Consider the following 23,275-nt stretch of genomic DNA (forward strand, 5'->3'; position numbering starts at 1 on the left):
TTAATGTTATTAATTAGTCTTTATAAATAAATTTTATTTAAAAACTCCTTTTATTTCGGAACTACATAATAGAACCGACTTCCATCATCCGCTGAACCACTAATATTTTCATCATTTATAACCCCGTTCGCACCCCAAAATCTGTACTTTTCATTCTTTTTAAAATCATTTTTCCCATAGCTTTTTGGTGATGGAATATTAAATTGTTCAATTTTTGTTTTTTCCACCAAGTCTGCTGAAGCATAATGCATATGAGAACCATTCCTAACACTTGAGAAACTTACATCACGACTTGGCACTAAAGTGTATTCGTAGTAAATCCGATACGCATTTCTATTTAGTCTAATTGCTTCTGAGGTCTCGTCAAAGAACATGTCTTTAAAGATCCCTTTCGCTGCTGAGCCTGTTATATCAACAAAAATAGCATGTTCGATTGTTGCTACACCTGTATCATTCAAATAAGTATGTTGTTTACCAAGTACATCTTCATACCCTCCGAATTTTTTAGGTGATTGCTCATATTTAGTTAAAGTCAAGATGTTTGTACCTGTTTTAGCAACCTCTCTTAGCTCCTCTAATCCAGTGAAATCTTTTGGTGATTTCTTCATAGCATCCATAAAGCGAATAAGAATCGTTGCTACCTCGGCACGAGTTGTGTTGCCGTTTGCTTTGAATGTGAAATCTTCATAACCTGAAAGTAATCCAGTTCCTAAAGCAACACCGATATACGGTAAATCCTTTTTGTTCACCCCGCCTTTATAAAATTCAGGGATCGGAATTAAAGTAAGGCTTGAATTTGCCAATTCCTCAATCGCTTTGCCATAATCAGCGTTATTATGTGCTAGACCATTTGCAAGCCAACGAGACATTTCACCACGAGTCATTGGTTTGTTTGGCTCAAATTTGTTGTTAGCGAAATCCCCGACTTCAATAAACCCTAATGCTAATCCCTCTTGGATCGCATCATTAGCCCAATGTGTACCTGGAACATCGTTAAAATTTGAAGTTGTTCGTTCACTGCTGTCGAATACTCTTGATAAAAACGTTACAAACTCAGCGCGAGTAACTTGTGCAGATGGTTCATAAGTACCGTCTTCATACCCTGTAACTAGTCCCTTTTCAGCTACTTGTTTAATGGACTCATATGCCCAATGTGATTTAGGTACATCTTTAAACGTTGTTTTGGTAACTGGTGCTGCTTCCACATTTTCAGTTGCAACTGGAATAACCACAGCAGCTGTCATAACACTTGCAGCTAGAGCTTTAGCCAATAAATTATTTCTAGATGATTTCTTATGTAACATTTCATACCTCACCTTTTATTTAATAATATGTACATACCAAAGTTACCACATATGACCTAAACAAGGAATAAAACCTAAGAAAAAATACCTTCTTTCATTCACTTCTTTCTGCTTATATTTTGAACGCGTAAAATGCTTTGTCTTCCACAACTATATGAACACATAACAAAAAACCACTAATCACGAAATGATCAACATACTAATCATATATTCCCCATTCAAACAAAAAGTAATGACTTTCAGATTGTCCAAATATGTAATCATATGTATAACCCTTTTTTATTTGAATAGTTTCAATGTGATTCAATCTAGTTAAAAGTTCTTTAACAATTGATTCTGTTACATTAAGATATGCTAATTCATTTTTAAATCTACATATAAACTCATCTTTGTTTACTAACTCAATACAAACATATTTTGGGGGATAATAATCATTAATCCAGCCATCTTCTAACGCTGTTAGCCATTGTTCATCAGAAGGATTTGGTTCATCATTGATATCCCATTCCTCTCCATCGAACAATTCTTTTTTAAATATTGCAGAAAATGCCTCTTGAATATTTTCAAATTGACTTTTTTCTGCAAATATTAAATCTACCTGCATTACATTTTCATCTCTAAACTCATATACATCAAATGATAAATTTGATAATCTAACACTTGCTATATGTTTGGCAAATGAATTGAGATCATTAAGTAAATCTTGAATTTCCTTATAAATCAAATAATATCTATTCCTTTCTTCCTACTTTTACTACTTTAAATTATTAATACAATACACCATATCTATTTGGTTAACTATTCCATTTGTGATTCTGGTCAAGTTTCTAAAATTGGTCTGTTATTTATTTGTGTACGATCGTCATGTTCATTAAGCCAGTTATAAAACGGTATTAGATTCAATTACTCTGATTAGGTTTAATATCAATTATTGTGGTTTTTAGTCTTTGTTCCCCCTCTGCAGGTGATCGTTTATTAATGGTATTTTATATTTCGTCAGAATTTTCTAATCAAATAATTGATATTATAGGTAATGCAAGTGCGGGAATAAATATTGTTTAAAAACATTATCTCTTTCCTCTAACCAATTATTAAGACAACCAGTACAATTGTCTTTTTTTGTCTGTACTTCCCCCTCCAAATTCCCTAGAATGGAAATATAGAGGGAGGAGTTTGAAATGAAGAAGATATACTTACTACTGATTCCTATTATTACATGCTTTCTAGTTTTACCTAGCACTTCGTTGGCAGCAACATTTAGCGATGTGCCTCCATCACACCCGAATTATGATGATATCAATTACTTATTAGATATGGGTGTTATTGACAAGAGCAGTAAATATGGAATATCAGATATTGTTACCCGGGAAGAAGTAGCAGTTATGATAGCTAAAGCTACAGGGCTTGACGGTGCACAACGCACTACAAAATTTAGTGATGTACTTAAATCTAATAAAAACAGCGGATATATACAATCAGCTGTTGAGGCAGGAATTATTAATGGATATGGTGATAATACTTTTAAACCAACAGCAAAAGTAACCCGTGGTCAAATGGCAGCGTTCATCGCTCGAGCATTTGACCTACCTAAAGGAAATAAATTTTTTATGGATGTTCCAGAAGAACATTATGCCTATGAAGCAGTTAAACAACTAGCTGCTGCAGGCATAACAACAGGATATGATGACGGCACTTTTAAACCAGAGGCCAACTTATCACGTGCTCACATTTCAGCTTTTTTAGCAAGGACAATTAAATACCAGGTTGAACAAGAGAATAACACGTCAGAAACAACAACTGAACAAAAAATAACAATCTCCGAAGAACGCCTTTGGGATTATTTAGATTCTCCTTTTGATTTTAAAGGGGATTTGGGAATCAGAGTTGAAGATGTTTATTTAACCTCGGAATTTTTAAGGGTTATTGTTCATTATACTAATAACGGTGTTTATGGCGGCGGAATATATGATACTTCAACAAAAATAAATGACAAAGATGCATATGATTTTGAGTTTAATTATAAAATGAAAGAAAAATACGGCTCTAAGGATGCACCTGCAGTAATAAATTTTTTAGATGGTACAGTAACAAACATTCAGTACTTTAAGCCATCCACAGTCGAAGGAGACACTGTTACTTTAACTTTTAGTTTTGGCGGTAAACATTTCACATTTAAAGATGTAAAAATACGACAATAAAAAAAGTGATATGCTCCCTATTAGGTAGACAGGTTAAAAAGTAAAATCTGTTTATCTAAGGGGAGTATTTTTTATGGGGCGAAGCAAACACCCACTCGAGTTAAAACTACATATCCTTCAATTGTTCGAAGAAGGTAACTATTCTATCAATGAATTGTGTGAAAGGTTTTCATTAGATCATCAAACTTTTCATAGATGGAAAATGAAATATGAGGCAGGTGGACGTGAAGGATTACAAGAAGCTACTTCATGTAAATTCTATTCAAAAGAGTTAAAATTAGCGGCTGTAGAAGACTACATTCAACGGAATTATTCACAGATGGAGGTGTTAGCGAAATATGAGATTAGCAGTACCTCTGTTTTAAAAAGGTGGGTAAAAAAGTATACTAGTCATAGTGAATTAAAAGATTCAGGTAAAGGAATGAGTCAAGCTATGACAGAAGGAAGAAAGACAACTTTTGAGGAACGTGTTGAAATAGTCTACTACTGTTTGAAGAACCAGAAAAATTATCAGTTGGTAGCGCACACCTATGGTGTTTCGTATCAACAGGTATATCAATGGACGAAGAAATTTGAAACGAACGGTGAAGAGGGATTACATGATCGCCGTGGTCGCACAAAAGATGAAGTCGAATTAACCGTTGAGGAGAAATTAAAATTAGAGATTCAACGTATTGAACGTGAAAATGAACGTTTACGTGCAGAAAATCTATTTTTAAAAAAGTTAGAGGAAATCGAAAGGAGGCGTCGCTAAGCCAAATTCGTCTACAGCAACGCTATTTAGCGATTCAAGAATTACATAAAGAGGAAGAACTTTCGATTCTTTTACTATGTGAAATCGCTGGTGTTTCGCGTGCCGCTTATTATAAGTGGTTAAGTCGCAAGCCTTCTAACAGAGAAGTTGAAAATGAAGCAATTTTAAAGGACATTCATCTCCTTTACCAACAAGTAGATGGTATTTACGGTTATCGTCGTACAACGTTGGCAATCAATCGTCAGCGAAAAGAAAATAATCAAGCGATGGTTAACGAAAAGCGTATTTATCGTTTAATGCAGATTAGTGGATTGAAGTCTGTTATTCGTAGAAAACGCAAGCCTTATCGTAAATCCCCAGCACATCATGTGGCGGAGAACGTATTAAATCGAGCATTTAATTCGGAAAAGCCAAATGAAAAATGGTGTACAGATGTCACAGAGTTTAAGTATGGAAACGGGAAAAAAGCTTATTTAAGTGCAATTATCGATTTATATGATGGTTCAATTGTGAGCTATGTGTTGGATCATTCGAATAATAATCCCCTTGTTTTCAAAACAATAAAATCAGCAATTGAATCATTACAATCAGGCGAGCAGCCTTTAATACATAGTGATCGAGGTTTTCAATATACATCGAAGGAATTTAAGCGAATCCTGGACACGGCTAATATGACGCAAAGTATGTCGCGTGTTGGTCGATGTATTGATAACGGACCAATTGAATCATTTTGGGGCGCACTGAAGTGTGAGAAGTATTATTTACATAAGTACGATTCATATGGAGAGTTAAAACAAGCGATTGATGACTATATTCGTTTTTATAATCATTATCGCTATCAGAAACGATTAAACGGCTTGAGTCCTTTAGAATTTGAGGGCACTGAAAAACTTGCGTTTTTTATAAATAAATTCGTTTTAGAGAAAGATAGGGCGCTTCTTGTTCAATTTTGAACAGGAAACGCCCTAATTTTTTCACCAATTTATTACCCTTTTCCATTCAGAAGCTTTAAGATTCTTTTTAGATTGACAGCGAATATCGTCGTTGCTCCCTGAATTTGCATGCCAAATGAACCCGCAGCCGATGCTTGATCGTACCCGTGTTTATTTTTTAACTCACTATTTTTTGCTTCGATTTTATAACGTTCTCGAGCTAAGCGTTTAAATTCTTCTGTTTCTTGAAAAGCTTGTTGGTCTAAATGTTCTTCTGATTTAATGGCAACAGAATAGGTCTTAGTTTTTGCACCTTCTTTAAAACATCCTTCTCGGAGTGGACAGACCTTACATTTTTCAATGTCAAAAAAATAAACCATTCTTGCACTTGCTCCTGGGTGTGAATCTGGTTTTTTACTTTTTCTATTTGCTAAATGTCCTGCTGGACATACAAATAAACCTGCATCTTTATTAAAGTCAAATCCTTTTCCGTTTCCTCGCCCATTTTGAGTAATCATTGGATTTAACTTAGAAATCCGTTGAATGCTTTGTTCTTTTGTATAAAGTAAATTGTTTTTCCCTGAATAAGCCGTGTCAGCGATGACTGTTTCAACTTCCATTCCTGTTACTTTACTTTTTTCAATCAGTTCTTGTAGATAATGTCCATCTGATTTTTCACCTGTTGTAACGACTGCTGCTGTAATTATACGTTCATCACTAATTGCTAAATGTGTTTTATAACCAAAGAAAGAACTGTCTGCTGTTTTATGTCCTACTCGTGCATCGGTGTCTGTTGAATAATTTAGATGTTCTTGCGTATCTTCTACAGCTTCTTTTAACACGTTCAATTTTTCCTTTACAGCTGGTAGATGAGCGATTTGTGGTTTATTTTCAATAATGGCAATCAATCTTTTACAGTAAGTTAATTCATCTTTTACTTCGTTAGAAGTATTCTTCTTTGGAAATTTTTCTTTCATGGATTTATCAAATTGATACACTGCTTTGCGGGTATGTTTTGATTTTTCTTGTAAAAATTCTTTCGGTGATTTTTGGTTATAATGTGCTTTGGTATGTGTTGCGTCCACAATGATTGTTTTACTTTTGATAATGTTCTTTTCGAGTGCGATTTCAACTGTTTTTCCAATGAGCATATCTAATAAACTTACGTCTTGAAGACGAAGTCTTCGGAATTTTGTGAGTGAACTTGAATCAATCACGTCATCTTCTGGCGCCATACCTAAAAAATACTTGAAAGACATGTCATATTTTGAACGTTCGACAAGGTCTACATCAGATACATTAAAAATGGCTTTTAACAATAAGTACTTAAACATTCGAATCGGAGGAATCGCATTTCTTCCATTGTCTAAACAATATTTTGTTTTCAATTCTTCTAAAATGAATGAGAAATCCACTAGTTCGTTAATTTGACGAAGCATATTATCTTTTGGCACGACAATATCGTAAATGGCCATATATGGACTTAAGTTGAAAGTCTCTTGGTTTGAAATCATTGGGAACACCACCTGCATTTAGTCTCTCAATTATAAATTAAAAAGGCGAGGTATTCGACGATTGAATCGTCGAATACCTCGCTAAGTGGAACCAGATGAAGTTTTTCAGTGGCCTCTTAGAATTTAGGGCTCAAGCCGCTAAATACATTTTTTATTATTTCCACTGTCTACTTGACGGGGTGCAGTTCACTTTTCAATTGAGCGCTTGGTCTTTATTTTGATGACTAATTAATAAATTTTCAACCTGCGTTTTGATTGCTTGTTTGCATATCGAAGAACAACATCATTCCCTGCTGTCGCTACATGTACATCACTAAAGTATTCGTCTATCTTTTCCCATTTCACTATCCTAATTTTATCTTTGGCTAACAGTCTCTTAGAGTTGTAATAATCTTGTGTTATGTCCTATAGAAGCCTTTCAAGGATTGGCAAGTAGACCTTACTCATTTTAAGATTTTCTATCACTTTGAAATCACGCTGTAACGATTGAACAGCCATATCATAAACCACATATTTATGAAGTAATCGCCTTTGCTCGAAACTTATCATACTACTCGCTCTCAATTTAAGAACGTTTGTTCGTAATTATTATAGAGCGAACTTTTGCTTTTTGACAAGTGAAAGTTGCAGGAATAAATTTTAAGTAGCGTGATTTCGGTTACTATTGCCTAATTTTATATATACAATTCATGATAAATTTCCTAAAATAGTAATTAGTAGTCAAGACAGCGAGGAGAATATAATTGAGAAATTGCCCTAATTGTTTAGCCATTAATCCATTTAAGAAAGTACATAGAGATGGGGCTGAGATTGAAATATGTGAATATTGTAATACGATTAAGGAAGAAGAGTGCGAGGAATATCCGAAAAAACAAGTACAAAATAAAAATGATTCAGATCCAATTGTTACTGTTGCAATCGGATATACTGTGGGGGTAGTGTTTTTTGTTATTTTGATTATGGGTATTCTTAATTATTCTTAATTCTTAATATTTTGGACGACATGTAATGATATAATAAATGAACATTGACCAAGACGGCAATTAAGCTATCTTGGTCTTTACATTTTAGTTACTACGTTGTGCAATGATGAGTTTTAAACCTTCATAATCACCATTTGTCATAGTTCCATTATCAAATTTATCTAACCATAACTTCTCAATCAGCCCTTTATCTACTGCTTGTTTAATAAAGTCACGTACTGCCGCTTTAGTTGTTTTGTTTGTAAATTGCATTTTATCATCATTAGCATTACCCAGAAACTCTAAATGAGTCATCCATCTACTAATAATGCCCCCCGAACCGTAAGCGCTACCGATATATCGACTTTTTCCATCTTCAGAGCGTTGAATATAGATTCCATTTTGATTCAAAACTTGTTTCAACTTGTTTTCTTCTGTATTATCTTCCCATATAGCAATAATCTCTCACCATGAAAATACTTGTCCTAGTACATCATCCTGGGAAACATCTACATCTGGTAATTCTAACCCTTCAAATTTAGATGTATGTGCAAGCCTACTTGTAGCTTTACTTTCTTGAATTATTTCTTTAGAAGCCAATATTTCAGTAATACTCGTCCCTAATTCAACGTAATCTGTTGTTCGATAATCAATATAATAGTTTTTATTTTTCACCACTCCTGGTAATGACATTAGCGTAGTCTTTAAGTTTTCATTAATATCCGTTGCATGATAAATTCTAAAATAGCGACTTGGTTCATTATCCCATAATTCAAACGCTCTGATTTTATAGAAATTTGTTTTTACACGGTATGCTACCCAAGGAATGGATTCTGAAGTTTTGTCATCTCTTTTTCTTAATTCAAACATACTTGCAAGTCCACTTTCGATTAGAATTGGTTCCAATACATCAAACATAAATTCTCTCCCTTTATGTATTAATTTAATTATAGCAAATTACAAGAGCTTTATTGAAAATACACCAATTTTTGTGCCCTTTGCTTTTAGTTACATTCCTGTTAACTATATCTCATACACCATCACCTCCAACATTTGTTTGTTTTGTAATCACCCCATTATGCTAGTTGCTTTGTAAAATAAAAAAGACGCTCAAAATCGAGCACCTTAAGAAATCATTAGTCAACACAGAACAGCTACTTACTTATACTCGCAAGGCAAATGATAATTCATATAATCCTCAACATCATAAAGAAAACCGTACAGCTTTTCGTAACTTAGCGGTCCAGTTATTTTAACATAAGCATCTTGAACTGCTGGTGTGTAAAACGCCGAAAATAACTTATGATTTTTATAACGTTTCCTTGTTCGATCTAGACTATTATTTTTATATTCTTGTTCCAACTCTTTCCTAAGTCTTTTTGCTAGCAATAGACTTTCTTTTTTATCTGACTGAAATAGTTCCTTTCCAACTTTTGCTTCATTAATGAAATATTTCATTTTTTCGATAACGATTTCGTTTGGAATTTCGTCTATTCCATCAAAAAGTACTTTGCTCAATTTAGCATCACCTCACTCACAATCATAAGCTAGGGGACTAAAAGTAATAAAAACACCCCGAAGGATGTTAACTAATTTTGTTACGATTGAGTTGGTTTTCAATTCCAGCCCGATCAATTTGAATCCAATATTCTGCTATTTTTTCATCTTCAATTCTATATACCGCGCTTGCGATTTCAATAACCGGAAGACTTGTCGGCTTATATCCATCGACCTCTCCAACATGCGTACCAACTTGTTTCCAACGCACATATACTTTATTTTCTTGTACCATGAATTCTTGGATTTCTAATGAAAAATCACCATATGCTGCTACCATTTCTTTTACATGGTCTGCATAATCGGTGGGAGTTCTTAAAACTGTTGATTCCTCTTCAGAAATAACTTGGTGTGCCAATACTCGGTCTGCCATTAGTTTAGTAGCGTAATCTGGATTTTTCCCTGAACGTACTTCTTCAAAAAATTTTTTAACAATTTGCTCTGGTGTCATTTGAACCCTCCACTATATACATTTTGACAAGGATAACTATATCTCCTTCGCTTAATAATAATCCTATAGGAAACAAATAGGAACAATTTTCTGCAAATTCTACTCTCAAAACCATATCAAAGTGTTCTGGCTGTTTGATGCAGTTTTCAAAGCAAACTAAAAACACCACGAAGGATGTTAACTTGTTTTATTAGCTCTATAAAAGCACATTTATATTTTATTTGGTTATAATTTTCCAATTAGTTTAATAAATAAGTAATAAGGAGGTGATTATTTGAAAAAGAAATTAGGCATTCTTCTTTTTGCTGTATCACTTTTAGGCTTAACGTCTGTATCTACAATCTCTTCTGCATCAGCAGCTGGTCCCAATTGTTATAAGGTAGGTTCGGTATGGATATGCGAATACTAAGGAATTGATAGATAAAGATAATAATTTATTTCTAATTTAAAACCACTTTTTAGTGGTTTTTTTCTTAATCTAGCTTTAGCATATAAACACCACCTCCAATAAAAAGCTACTACTGATAAGTGGTAACCTAATCTACTTATTTTGTTCTGATTCTTTAATATCTTTTAAAATTCTAATAGTAGTAAGCAATTTATTGTATCGAATCGGACTTAACAAACTATTAATGAATGATAGAGACACTATAATTAGAAAATAATCATAAACAATCCAACAGATTTCAAAACCTCTGATTTATAAGCTTCATTCGATTCGAAGATGTTGCAGCAATTCCTACAAAAGCTCCTGTAAATGCCCCTGCTATAGAGATAATAATGCCATGTATTGTTCCGAAAAGAGAGAGAATAGAATTATTTTTGTTAATATTATTTTGGATAGTAACCTCCATTACTTCTAAATCTTCATAAGTAATCTCTTTCCATGTAACTTGTAATTGATACTTCATAGTTTGACTATCATAAATATCAAGGTTATACCCTCAAACTCTGCAATGTGTTTAGTTTTCATTCCAGATAACTTCCAGTCAAGTACAGTTAATTCACGTTCTTTTGTTAAATATTTAGAGTGTTCGTCAATGTAATCAATTTTATCCATGTATTCGTTTACTAAACGTTCTGGTAGAATACTATTATTTCTGAATGCTTGTTTAGTGTTGGATCACTGATTCCTCCACCTCTCGGCATTCCTAAATTGTCGTAGTTAGCGACCATAATTTCATTTGCATACGGACTCTTAATATCAAATCCTAAAGCTTTTTTCATGTGGCTGTAGCGATCAATAATCTACAATACTTCTGTTGCATTGTAATCTTTTTGCCCTTTTAACATAGGTTTGCCCTCCTAAGTTGTGTTATATGACTTATCTGACTAGCCTGAATACAAGGGAATAAACCAATTCTGAGCTGTAGCGTCTGCAAACGCTGCGGCTTTTTTGTCATTAATCTACAAAGTCAAAACCTCCGTATAGCTGTTCCCAAGCCTATTCATTATAACTCTCATCAACAGCATCCTTGGACTTCATCGCCTATTAGATTTTTATCAATTCCTAATTGCTCAAGTGCAAACGTCTCTTTTACCTGAGCATCTTGTTCATTCATTCCTACTAAAAAAGTAACTTTCATTATTTCCCTCTTTTGTTACCGAACATTTTGGTTTAAACACCCGAATTTTAAAATAGGATACAGAATAAGATATAGTACTGATTAATTTAGGGAGGTTAACATTTGAGTAAACGCAAAGATAGTTTTAATATGAATGACCTTTTATCGAATGGCGAAAATGATGCTGCTAAGCTTGCTGTAATTGCTGGACTAATTACTACATTAGGTGACGGCCTATCTACTATTGCAGCTATGATGGCTCTAGAGGAAGCTCAATCCCAACAATCAAATACCAACAATAATAGCTCCTCAAATAAAATAGATGAATTAGAAAAGCAAGTTCAATATTTAACAAAGGAACTAAATAAACTTAAATACTCAAGAAAATGAACCTCTTTCCCTGTTACACAAAATTTATCAGACACAATCCTCAAATTGTTTAGTAAAAAGTTGCTTCTTTTTCAACATCGCCCGACTCGAAATCTTCTTTTTTTCCCATAGCCTTATGACAATTCATACAGTAAGCTACTGTGCCTCCATGATGATTTAAATGGTCATACATACTACTCTGGTCAGCCATGAAATCACCCGTTTTTGTGTAGTAAGTAGTTGATGAGCCGGATACTCGCTCTCTCACATAGAACCCTTCACTAGCATTACAATGACGACATACGATAGTCATTTATTCACCATCCTTTTTGCTAAACAATTTCTTTCAAATCTTCACTTACCCCACCTACGTAAACGACTGATCTACTCAAGCTCTTTCCTAATGCTTCGTAGTTGCCTATAAGTCTTGCTTCTCCCACACTTTTAAATAGGATCATAAGCTCTACGTTTCGAACATGCTTGCACTCGAGAAAAGCTATGTGGTCCTGCTGATTAATTAGCCTTACTCTACGCTGTTTTACTTCCTTGCGAACCGTATTCATACGTCATACCACTAACGCATTCAAATAATGCAGCGTATATCCATTCTTCGACTTAACCTCAATACACTCATTTTCAAAGGTCTTATATGGTATTGTTTTCGACCGCCGTTTTTAGCCGCTTCCCAGTTCATTTGTAGCACCTCAAAAGGCAGAAGAACTGTTTTGTTATATTTACGAAAACTCACAAGGAGAAACGAAAAAGCGTTATTTTTATGCCATTATTCTAGTAGTTCATATTGGTGATTCGATAAATTATCAAGAGGGAAACTAGCATTGCTTATTTCCTTCGCATCGAAGGCAATAGATCGTCCTTTATATACTCCAGCAAAATCAACCCATTCTGTTTTTTCTGATCGCCCTTCGCCAAAACGTCCATTGTCTTTAATAATTTGTATTGGCGTAGGCGTGTAGATAATCGGCACAGTATCCACGAAGCCACAAAACACCGTTAATTCTTCTAATGTAGAAGCCTTTCGGAAATTCATCATCTTCAGTAAGTACCTCCGATGCTATTGTGATGGAGCCTGATGGAGCTTGTTGTTGCTGTAAAGGATTGACTGAATAACCTTCAAGCTGATCCAGATACTCCAGTCTTAGGTAAGGTCCTAATTCAAGCGGGCACAATTCCAAACCAAGTTCCCCAGCTCTTTTATAAATTTAAGTCGTATTAGCTCCTTCAGGAAAACCAAGGTCTTCAACATTTAGTTCAACGGTCTGTAGGCTGTATTTCGTAGCAGAAGTCATAAATCTATCGTCTGCAAATAGCCTCTCTCCATACTCATTCATCAAGATAGAGTATTTTTGTAATTTCTGGATAAGCTGCGATTTAGTAAGTCCGCCAACTTCCACCGTTCTACTAATAAATGTGCAATAAGGATATATTTCATCATTTTCGAAACTCAATTGTAGTCACTCCTATCAAATTTTTGTACATAGAAATAAATGTAAGATGTTTGATGTATTCAGGAATAATTTATATTGTTCCATTGAAATTGACTGTTTTTTCAGTATTTTAAGTACAGAAAACGCAGTTTCATAGTCAGTAATTACCACCTGTTCAAAATATTCAATTGTTGTTATTAGTTGATTTTATATTTAGACAAGGTACGTTTTATAATAGAAATTTTATCAAAGAAAATAATTTACATTACCTAGGTCTTATATCCTTTATTTCCATTTTGTTTTAAAATAAAAAAAAGCCAATATGATAGTGACCCCAAAAGTTTTTCGGTCTAACTCTTGGGATCTAGTTCATTTAGTGGCTTTCGTTAATTATCTTCTGCATATTTCCGAGTCAAGAATGCAGTCAAATGAGCTCGAATTATTTCTGTATCTTATTGGTTTTGTTGAAATCGTTCTAGAATTATAGTTAGTTCAACGTAATTGCAAATTCCGAGTTCGGCACGCCAGCAAATACAACTGTTCCGTTCTTCGGTAGTTTTACTTTGTTATTGCCGCTTATAACGGTAAAATTGATACATACTCCATTCTCATCATACACCGCGAACGAACTCTTTGATGGCAACGCCACGGTCATCGTTTTCCCTGCTGCCTCTTGTGGAATCGTAAACCATTTAGCATGCCCATTTGCTTGCAGCGTAACTTTGGATGATTGGCCTGCATCCAGCGGTTTTACGTTGGATTCACTTACGTATACAAATCCGGACATCTCTATATATTCATCGCCGCCTTCTGTATAGAAACGGGCTTCCGTCGTATCACGGCCACCCGCCACAGGTATTTGGAGCTGATGCATCGCCGTGTTAGGACCTGTAATTTTTAAGCTTTCCCAATAACCCTCCATGCCTTCTTTGCTATTAATTTGTTCGGCAAGCATCATTAAATATTGCATTGAACTAAACTTCTCACTCACAAGATAGAACTTGACGCCTTCACGCTTTGCCCATGCAGCAGCGGTTTCCTTCGATAGCACATTGTCTTCTAGTTTCTCGGCTACATATTGAGTAACCACTGCTTGCCCTAAACCTGGCAGCGATGAATATGTGCTCTCCTTCAAATAAGTTCGGCCATTCTTCTCAGTGACGAAATTGAGCTTGGCGGTACCATTCTCATTAATAAAGCTTCCATTCGCAGTATAAACATATTTTACTTGTGGATTAGATAGTAAGATTAGTTCTCCAGTCTTCGTAATTTCTATTTTGAATTGACCGAAACTATTGCCGTAAAAACCCGCTTTCTTCGCTACGTCTTGAGGCATTTTGGCTTTGGTCGGCTTGCCAAAGGATTTGTGCTTGATATCCTTAATTGTGCCCTTCTCTTTAAGCGCGGCGAGCAGTAATTCATTCGCCATCAGTTGATTTATAATGCTACTCCCACCGGATGACAACACAGCCACTGCCATCTTCTGTTCTGGAAGCACGACCAGTGAAGCATGTTGCAGTACCGTGTCGCCGCCTTTAGCTAAGCCCTTTATCCCATATTCACTAAATGGATATAGTTTCACACTATCCCAGCCAAGACCATAGTTGATAATATTATCTCCATCCCCAGGCCACATTCCTTTTTTATATTCCTCTTGCTCCATCGCCTTGACTGCCTTTTCAGAGAGGATTCCTTTTCCCTGTCCCATAAATATTTGTGAGAATTGCACCAAATCTTCTGCTGTGGAAGAGATCCCTCCCGTACCAATCACATTCACCGTTTCAGTAGGAAGCTGCCCTTGGTACATTGGAGAATAAAGTCCAGCCCGCTTATCGTCTTCCCATTTGTCCTGCGGCGTTTTCGTATGATTTAGCTTTAAGGGTTTTGTAAACTGTTGATGTATGAATTCGGTAAAGCTCAACCCGCTAATTCTTTCCACTACAATCTCGGCCAGCGTAAAACCGTCGTTGCAGTATACGGAGAACGCGCCAGGATCCGCCTTCAATTGCTGGTTGGACAATTGCTGCAACAAGTTATCATGTGCATAGGTATCATTATCTTTAAATAAAAATGAATTACTAAGCGTATTACCTTGCAAGCCGGAGGAGTGGTTCAACAGCATACGTGGCGTAATGCTCTTGAAACGCTCGTCTTTCATCTTGAAATCAGGAACATAATGGACGACAGGAGCATCCAAATCGACTTTTCCTTCGTCGACCAATTTCATTACAGCCGCTGTTACATACATTTTACTGACTGAACCAATCCCGTATAGGGTATCTTTGGTCAGTGGCTGTTTCCCTTCCATATCGTTCTTGCCTGTCTGACCCGACAAAATAACTTTACCATTATCAATTAGCGCATACTGCACGCTAGTTGTCTCATAGGTCTTCGTGAGTAGAGTAGCCTTCTCTGCCGCAATCTTTTTCAGTTCTTGACTAGCTAATTCTTGGCTAGCCACAACCGTAGTTTGACTGGTAGAAGACGCCATCGCCCATGTTGGTAGGCTCATCGTTAACGCTAATGTAGCGGCTAACACCGCAGATAGTTTATTTTTCATAAACGAATTTCCTCCTTTATAGATATACACTTCCTAAAACAATAATTAATGCCCCCATAATTAAAAAATTTTTCACTTTAACACCCTGACTACTCCCTTCACAAAGAAATATTTACCATAAATAGAATATCAAAGTTTTATTTACTCGTAAATACAGTGATAGACTGATACCATGTTGGGCTTTAGACTTATGGTTAATGATGACTAAGTAAATTAAAAAGACCAGCTCGGCTAAATTAGCTTTGCTGGTCATCTTCTATTGTGCAGCTACAATACTTATCCTGTTAAACCCTTTGTCCTATCGCAATAGCCAATTTATCCGCGGCTGGCGGCCTGCGCCAACTCAGTGAGCCACTTCCCTCGATTTCCTTTGGTTTTGGCAGCTATTTTCTTTAGCTTGTCCGGTCCGCCCCAGATTAAGTATACGATATGCTCGACCTCGTAATCCTGAAGGTCACGAACCTGATTTAGCAGCAGCATGAGATGCCTCTCATTTTCCATATCGGTTTTGATTTTAAGTTTCATAGAATCCGTGCTATGCAGCATACACTTCACTAGCGTAGGAATCGTTTCCGCGTTTACGCCTTGCCACTCGGCAAAAGCGACCGTGAAGTCGTTCTGAACGGACTGGTGTTCTTCGTCAACCATTGCCATATATTCTTCTACTAACGGAAAATAGGTCTGGTCCGCCAATCCGAGGCCGAAGACTGCATAACTACCTGGCATGCAATTCTTTTCACCTTCTGTATCCGTATACCATTCAAATGATTCCATCGCAGCACGGGCATATTCCTCCAACAAGGGATGCAAATTCGGATATTCTAGGGCATTGGCGAAGAAGTGATGCGTGCCCGACTTGGCCAATCCTTTGATTCGTAGCCATTGCCTTACGCCGGATTTCAGCTTGATTTGATAGCTTTTGTGGAAGCCCAGGCTTAACAAGCGAGTTAGAAACCGGAGGGCACGCGCATAACTCTCCTCCTTTTCTTGCTTAATGGCTATGTTCACCTCGGCAAACACATCGTTGGCTGTGCATTTCACTAGTTCGTCACAAAAACTGATATCTTCCTTGGCGAACGTTCCACTGCCTTCCTTTGTCATACGTTTCGCTCGGTCGCTTCCCAACTCGATTGCACAATTCAAAATATCCACACCCTTATCTCTTATGTGGGAGGGCTCGTATTTCAAAATCAAGGTTGCAGCATAGATGACTAGTTCAATCGGACCTTGCTCAGTATTTTCAATGCGGGCATCGCCTTTTTTCTTAAATTCTTTTTGCCATTGTGTTCCCATATTTTCGAAATAACAGGGTAACCAGTGATTCTCCAACCAATTCCGCAAAGCACCAATCAGATAACGACGATGTTCTGTAAGATGTTTGTTCTCTTTATTCACATATTGAATTTTCTCGAAAATAGAGATGATATGCGCTGCATCTAAATCTGGAAACAGTCTCTCGTCCAACAGGTGCTTGGAGAGGAAAAACGTCTCCACAGGTTTAGTCGGATTTTTTCCCGCTTCGAGCTTATCCACGATATAAAAGGAGATTCCTTTCAGCAATTGTTTCTTCTTCGTTTCGTCGACGTATTCCAGAATACGAACGTTAACATCTCCTTCTCGCGTCCGGAACTTGCCGTTAAACGTAAATGGACAATTAAACAAAGCCGGCGACAACTCGTCCAATTTTTGCCGTATGAAAGAAGCAAGCTCAGGGACGATCCGTTCTCTCACTTGTTCCTCGGTCAGCGTTTCTGAAGATTTGCCGGTCTTGACTACTGGCAACGTTAAAAAGTTTTCCGCTTCCCTCACCTTCACCCTGCCCTTGACATATTCGAGCAGAGCGTAATCATGTATTCCTGCCCGTAGTGAAGTACGATTTACGATTTGTTCCGCGTCCTTATCGCTAATATTGGTCATCCATTTATCGATTTCCAGTTTCATTTTGTCTATCGTTTCCAGAGTGAGACCCGTGTTCAACTTATGCTCCTTTGTATACATTGATTTTCTGCTCCTCTTCATATATTCTGACATCATTGCTTTTGAAGAGTTCTCTTGCAAACACCGCAACAACCTCTATCTTTGATAAAGAATTCATGAACCAGACGCTTCGTCGTAATGCGCATTCTGCTTTCAGGATTCCATAATATAGATAGTTCTGAATTATTTTCTATTATATCCCATCCCCGCAAGCAGAACAATTGGGCATGTGACCCATTTATTCACTGGATTCATGGATTCAAAATTGATAAACATATACAACTGATACAAATCATTAAAACAAAAAAGCCGCGATAATTGTGTAGTTTTCAAACGATGGAACTTCATCAGCTATGTATCCCGAAATAATTATAAGTGCCCCAGATTTAGAATGGAAAATCATCAAAGTTGACCTCTATCGCTCCCTTACTATTTGCGAAAGGATCTTCAACCACTGCATTATTTTTTATCTGCATGAAAGCTATTTGGAATAATGGTTACTCAGGTTAGGAAATAAGAAATAATTTCCCGGGTAAGCGCAAGAAATGACAAGTTTAGTCTTACATTTAAGCACCAAGCGTCTGATTTCGTCGTTATCCTCCATCTACTCAACTATCATACGCCATCTACCATTAATAGAAATTACACGTTTTATATCCAGTTTTTAATACAATAGAGGCATCATTTTTATATGAAGCCTTTGCGTCAACATACTGTGACTGTAAGTAAAACCTGTATTCCAGCCCCCAACTAATAACTGTTCTATTTTCGGCTCGACATATTTAATATTCTTTTGTTCTACTAATTCTAATAACTGCGCATATTTTTTTGTCGTATGTACCACTGTTGACAAATTGACCTATAGAAAGTGAATTTAGTACAGCTAATAAACCACCTAAGTGATCTGCATCGAGATGTGCTGCTACTAAATAGCGCAGATTGGTCGTCGGTCGGTCTCTTCTGGTAATTAATTGTTTTTATAAACACCACGGGAGGAGATACTTACCGCACCGACCTACCTCCGAGTTTAATTGTTAATTTATTTCATACATATATAAAATGTAACGTTTGATACAAATGAACACTTGCACCATTTGATACATATTATGAAGCTGATTTTCAAGGATTGATGCTAGACTTTCAATAATACATAAAACCAGAGTTAATCTACAAAATGTAGAATCAACTCTGGTGACGAAGATTGTAAAACGAACCTAACTTTTATTTGTGGTCTACTATTATTTTATTAATTGTCTCATAATAATTTCTTCACCGATACGTCCTATTAATCTCTCATTTGTATCCTCAAATCCTACTTTTAAATAAAGTTTTTGTGCTAGTATATTATCTTTGTCTACAACTAAAACAATTTCATCACAATTCGGAAATTCTTTTTTAACAAACTCAACTAGTAATGTCATTCCTTGTTTTGCGTAGCCTTTTCCTTGTTCGGTATGATTAATTGATAGTGCCGTTAATAACATAGCATTCAAATTATTAGAGTATTTCTTTACTCTCTCATTTGAATTTAGGAGAAAGAAACCAACTGGTGTATTATCACTTAAAATAACAATACGATACTGTCCCTCATTAATTTCCTCAAATTTGCTTGGAAGTGCAGAAAATTGTTTTTGTTCCTCTGTAAGTATAAAAGAGTTCAATTCTTTCATATATTCACTTGAAAAATACTTTAATTCAACCCTTTTTAATTTTTCCATAACAAAATTCTCCATTCATTTTTTCTATACTTTACCACTTAAATAGGTTTAGGTCATTATTTTTCGAAATTTCAAAAAGCATTTTGTCAAATTTAATTTCTAATTCACATAACTACTCAAAATAAAATTCTACTATTGAAAATATGGTAACGAACTATACTTCATTGACTGATTATTCCCATTATTGATTAAATTCTGTAATTAGTTTATAGTTTACTATGTTAGTAAAATATTACATCGAGGTGTTACATGAAAGTTTTAGAACGTTTTAGTCAGTTTGTTAGCAATACATTTGCAATTTGGGTGCTCCTTTTTGCAGTGCTTGCCTTTTTTATCCCTAGCGGATTTTCTTGGATTGGAGCGTATATCACGACATTATTAGGTATTGTAATGTTCGGTATGGGATTAACCATAACGGTTGCGGACTTTAAAGAAGTCTTAACTAGACCGAAAGATGTGGCAGTTGGTGTAGTTGGTCAATTTCTAATCATGCCAACTTTAGCCTTTTTACTGGTGAAACTGTTCAATCTTCAACCGGAAATCGCAATTGGAGTTATATTGGTAGGTTGCTGCCCAGGGGGCACATCTTCAAATGTCATGACATTCCTTGCTAAAGGGGATGTGGCATTATCGGTGACAGTTACATCTATCACAACTTTATTAGCTCCGATCATCACACCTGGACTTATTTATTTATTTGCAAGTGAGTACATAGATGTTGCACCTAGTGCACTTTTCATGTCGATCGTCAAAGTAATTATTATTCCGATTGCATTAGGCTTCATTGTACAAAAGTTCTTTAACAAGCAAGCTAAAGCAAGTGTGAAAGTGATGCCACTTGTTTCTGTAGTAGCCATCGTTGCTATTGTGGCTGCTGTAGTTGCAGGCAATCAACAAAAGATTGCTGAAACTGGTTTAATTATTTTCACTGTTGTTGTTTTACACAATTGTTTAGGCTATTTAATCGGGTATTTATTTGGAAAGATCTTCGGTATGAACTTAGCGAAAAAGAAAGCTATTGCTATTGAAGTTGGAATGCAAAATTCGGGCCTAGGTGCATCGTTAGCTGTTGCACATTTCTCTCCATTAGCCGCGGTGCCAAGTGCGATTTTCAGTGTCTGGCATAATATATCAGGTCCTATATTAGCAACCATTTTTAGTCGTATGAACGATAAGGTTAAGTAAATAATTCAACACATAGCATTTAAATGTTCAAAAACTCTGGAAGCGGCTTTTCAGCGTTTTTACTTTAATAAGAAATAAGTATTACTCACTTTATAATAATCCTTATTCATATCGACTGTTATGCCACGAGGCTTAAAACATAGATAGGCCGTAAAGCTTTCTTAAAGAAAACTCTGCGGCCTATTTATCTCTTGTTATAAGATTTTTGTATTAGACTCTCCCGTATATACTTAAAGAGCTCTCAGACGAATCGAGACGGAGAATTCTGGATTTTCAATACGTCTGAGAGCCCTTCTATTAAGTGCCAGTTACATTTAATCATGTAGGTTATGATTGTACCGAAGCTTCAATTTAACTAAATTTCTCAATTAATACGCGTGTTGTAAGTAGGTGTGAAATGCTTCTTAATAGCTGGCTGAGAGATATCAAATGCTTCAACTATCTCCTTTTGGGTAATACTTCCTAATATGGCGTCGCGTTGAATCACCTAATGCTCGATAAACATTTGGCATGATCGTTTCCTCACTTTACACATAACTGTTCGGTTGTATGTAAAATATAAATATGAGCGGAAATAACGTCAAGACTTTTCTTAAAATACAAATAGTTATCCGCGAAAATCAACCTTTCGGCTACTTCATCATCCGATTCAAAAGTGAACCATACCGCCCTTTAATAAAGTAATTGCAAAATAGAAAAAAAGTTACTCATTATTTTTCAAATGAGTAACTTCACTTTGTTGAAAAAAGATATGTAAAGGTATGCTATCCCTTAGGTTTCTCGTTCTATGTGTAACAATGACTGGACATACATTATTTTCAACTACTACACACCATTTCATTCAAATAAAGAGAGGATTGCTATAATCCATACACCTATCACTAGTATTAAAAACCACCAGCCCATAAACTTTACGAACTTTTTTAAAAATGATTTCTTAATGAATTTTTCTGAAAAGGAACTCATCTTTAAAAAATCTTCAGTATTTTTTAACAGCATGTAAGAAAAACTGCCGAAAATTAACGTAACCACTATTGCCATAATAAACATTTCCAAAGAACCTACTCCTAAACTTTAAATTTTAAAACGTCACTTACTAATTATATTATTTAGTTACTAGATTGCCTACCAAAAAATTCAAGAACTAGCCCTAATATAAAATCACGTTCTAAAATTGGAATGTACAGTAGATATCTTCCGAATTCCTCCTTGTTGTATTTCTCCACGTTCTTGCCAGTTTACTAAAGAGCGTATATACTATCGCATTTTTCATCAAAACAATTCTGTGACTGTATATAGGACAAACCTTCAAAAGAAACTCCAATAAATTCGTATGATTCGGACATAAGGAGCAAATGCTGTAGTTATGTTCTAAAATCCAAAGCAGTGAATTTTTATTGCCTCAGAACAACCACATTACCTTCTATAGGAGGAAAAAATGAATATAAAATTACGGCTTAAAATAATGATTTTTCTTCAATTTTTTATTTGGGGGACTTGGCTCGTTACATTCGGTTCTTATATGATTAATACGTTGAATTTTACCGGCGCGCAAGTTGGAATCGTGTATAGTTCTAACGGTCTTGCAGCCATTATTATGCCCAGTCTTATAGGTATAATTGCAGATCGTTGGGTAAAAGCCAATGTTTTATACGGAATATTGCATTTTCTCGGTGCGATTACCCTATTTATTGCGGCTCAAATTTCCGATCCTACGATGATGTTTTGGGTAATGTTCTTTAATTCAATCGTGTATATGCCAACACTTGCATTATCGAATACGATTTCTTATTTTAGTTTGGAGAACAAAGGGTTTGATATTATAAAGGACTTCCCTCCTATTCGTGTCTATGGGACAATTGGTTTTATTCTTGCGATGTGGATTATTAGTCTTGCCAAAATTGAATTAAGTAATATTCAATTATTTATTGCTAGCGGCTCTTCGTTAGTTCTTGCACTTTACACAATTTCTCTTCCGGCATGCCCAACTTCCAATGAAATAAACGACAAGTCATGGGTAAGCCTTTTGGGACTTGATGCTTTTGTTCTTTTTAAAGATAAAAAAATGGCTTTGTTTTTAATTTTTTCTATGCTACTAGGCGTTGCGCTTCAAATTACTAATACATTCGGTGATCCATTTTTACACGACTTCGCATTGAACCCTGATTATAAAAATAGCTTTGCTGTTAAATATCCAGCTATTTTATTATCAGTGTCACAAATTTCAGAGGTATTCTTCATTCTCACCATTCCGTTTTTTTTAAGTAAGTATGGCATTAAAAAAGTAATACTCATCAGTATGATTGGATGGACATTACGTTTTGTTTTCTTTGGGTATGGAAGCCCTGTTGGCGGAGGATTTTTACTATTGCTGTTATCAATGATCGTTTACGGTTGTGCCTTTGATTTTTTTAATATTTCGGGAGCAATTTTTGTTGAAAAAGAAGTCGATCATCGAATTCGAGGCAGTGCTCAAGGATTATTTAGTACGATGGTCAATGGTATTGGCGCCTATTTAGGAGCTGTAATTAGTGGCAAAGTAGTTGATTATTTCACAGTTGAGGGCGTAAGAAATTGGCAAAATATTTGGTTGTTCTTTGGCGGTTATACGTTCGTTTTGGCCATCATTTTTGCCATCGTTTTTAAATATAATCATGACAGTAACGCATTGAAAAATGGATAATATCACCTGCACAAAAGAAAGAGCCTAACCATTCATGGTATAAGGCTCTTTAACTGTAATGGAATTTCCCACTAAAGAATTCCACAAAATCCGCTAAAAGC

General features: G+C 35.7%; 21 protein-coding genes and 3 pseudogenes. 7 read left to right on the top strand and 17 right to left on the bottom strand.

Translation table 11 applies throughout. From position 1 onward, the window contains the following. Positions 1-50: 50 nt before the first annotated feature. Both ACFTQ7_RS08490 and ACFTQ7_RS08495 read right to left on the bottom strand, forming a co-directional pair. Positions 51-1,304, bottom strand: a complete 1,254-nt coding sequence (locus tag ACFTQ7_RS08490) for an S-layer homology domain-containing protein (RefSeq protein WP_386828129.1) — start codon at positions 1,302-1,304, stop codon at positions 51-53. Between the two features lie 199 nt (positions 1,305-1,503). Beyond that, positions 1,504-2,028 carry a hypothetical protein gene (locus ACFTQ7_RS08495; RefSeq protein ID WP_386828130.1) on the bottom strand — a complete coding sequence of 175 codons (525 nt, stop codon included), beginning with the start codon at positions 2,026-2,028 and terminating at the stop codon, positions 1,504-1,506. Positions 2,029-2,482: 454 nt separating this feature from the next. On the opposite strand from ACFTQ7_RS08495, the gene ACFTQ7_RS08500 reads away from it, so the two are divergent. Continuing rightward, the gene (locus ACFTQ7_RS08500; protein ID WP_386828131.1) at positions 2,483-3,502 is read left to right on the top strand and encodes an S-layer homology domain-containing protein; all 1,020 of its coding nucleotides are present in this window, start codon (positions 2,483-2,485) and stop codon (positions 3,500-3,502) included. 73 nt (positions 3,503-3,575) lie between these two features. After that, positions 3,576-5,131: pseudogene (locus ACFTQ7_RS08505) on the top strand (IS3 family transposase); the annotation flags it as partial. 110 nt (positions 5,132-5,241) lie between these two features. On the opposite strand, the gene ACFTQ7_RS08510 reads toward ACFTQ7_RS08505, so the two are convergent. Continuing rightward, positions 5,242-6,702: an IS1182 family transposase gene (locus ACFTQ7_RS08510; RefSeq protein WP_386828132.1), complete on the bottom strand. Its 1,461-nt coding sequence runs from the start codon at positions 6,700-6,702 to the stop codon at positions 5,242-5,244. Between the two features lie 405 nt (positions 6,703-7,107). Then, entirely contained in the window at positions 7,108-7,251 is a 144-nt protein-coding gene (locus ACFTQ7_RS24880; RefSeq protein WP_483869434.1) for a YhjD family protein, read from the bottom strand. Positions 7,252-7,445: 194 nt separating this feature from the next. Here ACFTQ7_RS24880 and ACFTQ7_RS08515 point away from each other — a divergent pair, with 194 nt between their 5' ends. Then, complete coding sequence (locus tag ACFTQ7_RS08515) at positions 7,446-7,685, top strand: hypothetical protein (protein WP_386828133.1); 240 nt, start codon at positions 7,446-7,448, stop codon at positions 7,683-7,685. 84 nt (positions 7,686-7,769) lie between these two features. Here the strand turns inward: ACFTQ7_RS08515 and ACFTQ7_RS08520 are convergent, their stop codons facing one another. From ACFTQ7_RS08520 to ACFTQ7_RS08535, 4 genes are all read right to left on the bottom strand, one after another. After that, positions 7,770-8,087, bottom strand: coding sequence for a GIY-YIG nuclease family protein (locus ACFTQ7_RS08520; protein WP_386828134.1), 318 nt, complete (start codon positions 8,085-8,087; stop codon positions 7,770-7,772). Positions 8,088-8,129: 42 nt separating this feature from the next. Continuing rightward, positions 8,130-8,582, bottom strand: coding sequence for a hypothetical protein (locus tag ACFTQ7_RS08525; RefSeq protein WP_386828135.1), 453 nt, complete (start codon positions 8,580-8,582; stop codon positions 8,130-8,132). 240 nt (positions 8,583-8,822) lie between these two features. Beyond that, positions 8,823-9,182 (bottom strand): hypothetical protein, encoded by a 360-nt coding sequence (locus tag ACFTQ7_RS08530; RefSeq protein ID WP_386828136.1) that lies wholly within the window; start codon positions 9,180-9,182, stop codon positions 8,823-8,825. A gap of 67 nt (positions 9,183-9,249) precedes the next feature. Next, positions 9,250-9,672: an ester cyclase gene (locus ACFTQ7_RS08535; protein ID WP_386828137.1), complete on the bottom strand. Its 423-nt coding sequence runs from the start codon at positions 9,670-9,672 to the stop codon at positions 9,250-9,252. A 274-nt stretch (positions 9,673-9,946) separates the two neighbouring features. Between ACFTQ7_RS08535 and ACFTQ7_RS08540 the strand changes: the two genes are divergently transcribed. After that, entirely contained in the window at positions 9,947-10,081 is a 135-nt protein-coding gene (locus tag ACFTQ7_RS08540) for a hypothetical protein (protein ID WP_386828138.1), read from the top strand. A 277-nt stretch (positions 10,082-10,358) separates the two neighbouring features. Here ACFTQ7_RS08540 and ACFTQ7_RS08545 read toward each other — a convergent pair whose 3' ends face one another. Together ACFTQ7_RS08545 and ACFTQ7_RS08550 are read right to left on the bottom strand one after the other, a co-directional pair. Beyond that, a complete protein-coding gene (locus ACFTQ7_RS08545; RefSeq protein ID WP_386828139.1) occupies positions 10,359-10,583 on the bottom strand; it encodes a hypothetical protein in 225 nt (74 codons plus the stop codon). Between the two features lie 552 nt (positions 10,584-11,135). Further along, positions 11,136-11,258 carry a hypothetical protein gene (locus ACFTQ7_RS08550; protein WP_386828140.1) on the bottom strand — a complete coding sequence of 41 codons (123 nt, stop codon included), beginning with the start codon at positions 11,256-11,258 and terminating at the stop codon, positions 11,136-11,138. A 102-nt stretch (positions 11,259-11,360) separates the two neighbouring features. On the opposite strand from ACFTQ7_RS08550, the gene ACFTQ7_RS08555 reads away from it, so the two are divergent. Continuing rightward, entirely contained in the window at positions 11,361-11,627 is a 267-nt protein-coding gene (locus ACFTQ7_RS08555) for a translation initiation factor 2 (protein ID WP_349658093.1), read from the top strand. Positions 11,628-11,676: 49 nt separating this feature from the next. On the opposite strand, the gene ACFTQ7_RS08560 is transcribed toward ACFTQ7_RS08555, so the two are convergent. The 6 genes and pseudogenes from ACFTQ7_RS08560 to ACFTQ7_RS08585 form a co-directional block, all read right to left on the bottom strand. Beyond that, complete coding sequence (locus tag ACFTQ7_RS08560; protein WP_386828141.1) at positions 11,677-11,919, bottom strand: hypothetical protein; 243 nt, start codon at positions 11,917-11,919, stop codon at positions 11,677-11,679. A 270-nt stretch (positions 11,920-12,189) separates the two neighbouring features. Further along, positions 12,190-12,657: pseudogene (locus ACFTQ7_RS08565) on the bottom strand (Holliday junction resolvase RecU). Beyond that, positions 12,551-13,072: pseudogene (locus tag ACFTQ7_RS08570) on the bottom strand (helicase). Before ACFTQ7_RS08570 ends, ACFTQ7_RS08565 begins: the two co-directional pseudogenes overlap by 107 nt. 466 nt (positions 13,073-13,538) lie before the next feature. Then, on the bottom strand, positions 13,539-15,611 hold the full coding sequence (locus ACFTQ7_RS08575; protein ID WP_386828142.1) for a serine hydrolase domain-containing protein: 2,073 nt from the start codon (positions 15,609-15,611) through the stop codon (positions 13,539-13,541). Between the two features lie 315 nt (positions 15,612-15,926). Next, positions 15,927-17,609, bottom strand: coding sequence for a DUF6138 family protein (locus ACFTQ7_RS08580; protein WP_386828143.1), 1,683 nt, complete (start codon positions 17,607-17,609; stop codon positions 15,927-15,929). 1,217 nt (positions 17,610-18,826) lie between these two features. Continuing rightward, the gene (locus ACFTQ7_RS08585) at positions 18,827-19,306 is read right to left on the bottom strand and encodes a GNAT family N-acetyltransferase (RefSeq protein ID WP_386828144.1); all 480 of its coding nucleotides are present in this window, start codon (positions 19,304-19,306) and stop codon (positions 18,827-18,829) included. Between the two features lie 249 nt (positions 19,307-19,555). On the opposite strand from ACFTQ7_RS08585, the gene ACFTQ7_RS08590 reads away from it, so the two are divergent. Then, the gene (locus ACFTQ7_RS08590; protein WP_386828145.1) at positions 19,556-20,491 is read left to right on the top strand and encodes a bile acid:sodium symporter family protein; all 936 of its coding nucleotides are present in this window, start codon (positions 19,556-19,558) and stop codon (positions 20,489-20,491) included. 837 nt (positions 20,492-21,328) lie between these two features. Here the strand turns inward: ACFTQ7_RS08590 and ACFTQ7_RS08595 are convergent. After that, complete coding sequence (locus tag ACFTQ7_RS08595; RefSeq protein WP_386828146.1) at positions 21,329-21,547, bottom strand: hypothetical protein; 219 nt, start codon at positions 21,545-21,547, stop codon at positions 21,329-21,331. Positions 21,548-21,929: 382 nt separating this feature from the next. On the opposite strand from ACFTQ7_RS08595, the gene ACFTQ7_RS08600 reads away from it, so the two are divergent. After that, the gene (locus tag ACFTQ7_RS08600) at positions 21,930-23,174 is read left to right on the top strand and encodes a nucleoside permease (protein WP_386828147.1); all 1,245 of its coding nucleotides are present in this window, start codon (positions 21,930-21,932) and stop codon (positions 23,172-23,174) included. Positions 23,175-23,275 lie beyond the last annotated feature (101 nt).

The organism is Lysinibacillus sp. NPDC056959 (assembly GCF_042674095.1).
GTDB classification, from domain to species: Bacteria; Bacillota; Bacilli; order Bacillales_A; family Planococcaceae; genus Lysinibacillus; species Lysinibacillus zambalensis.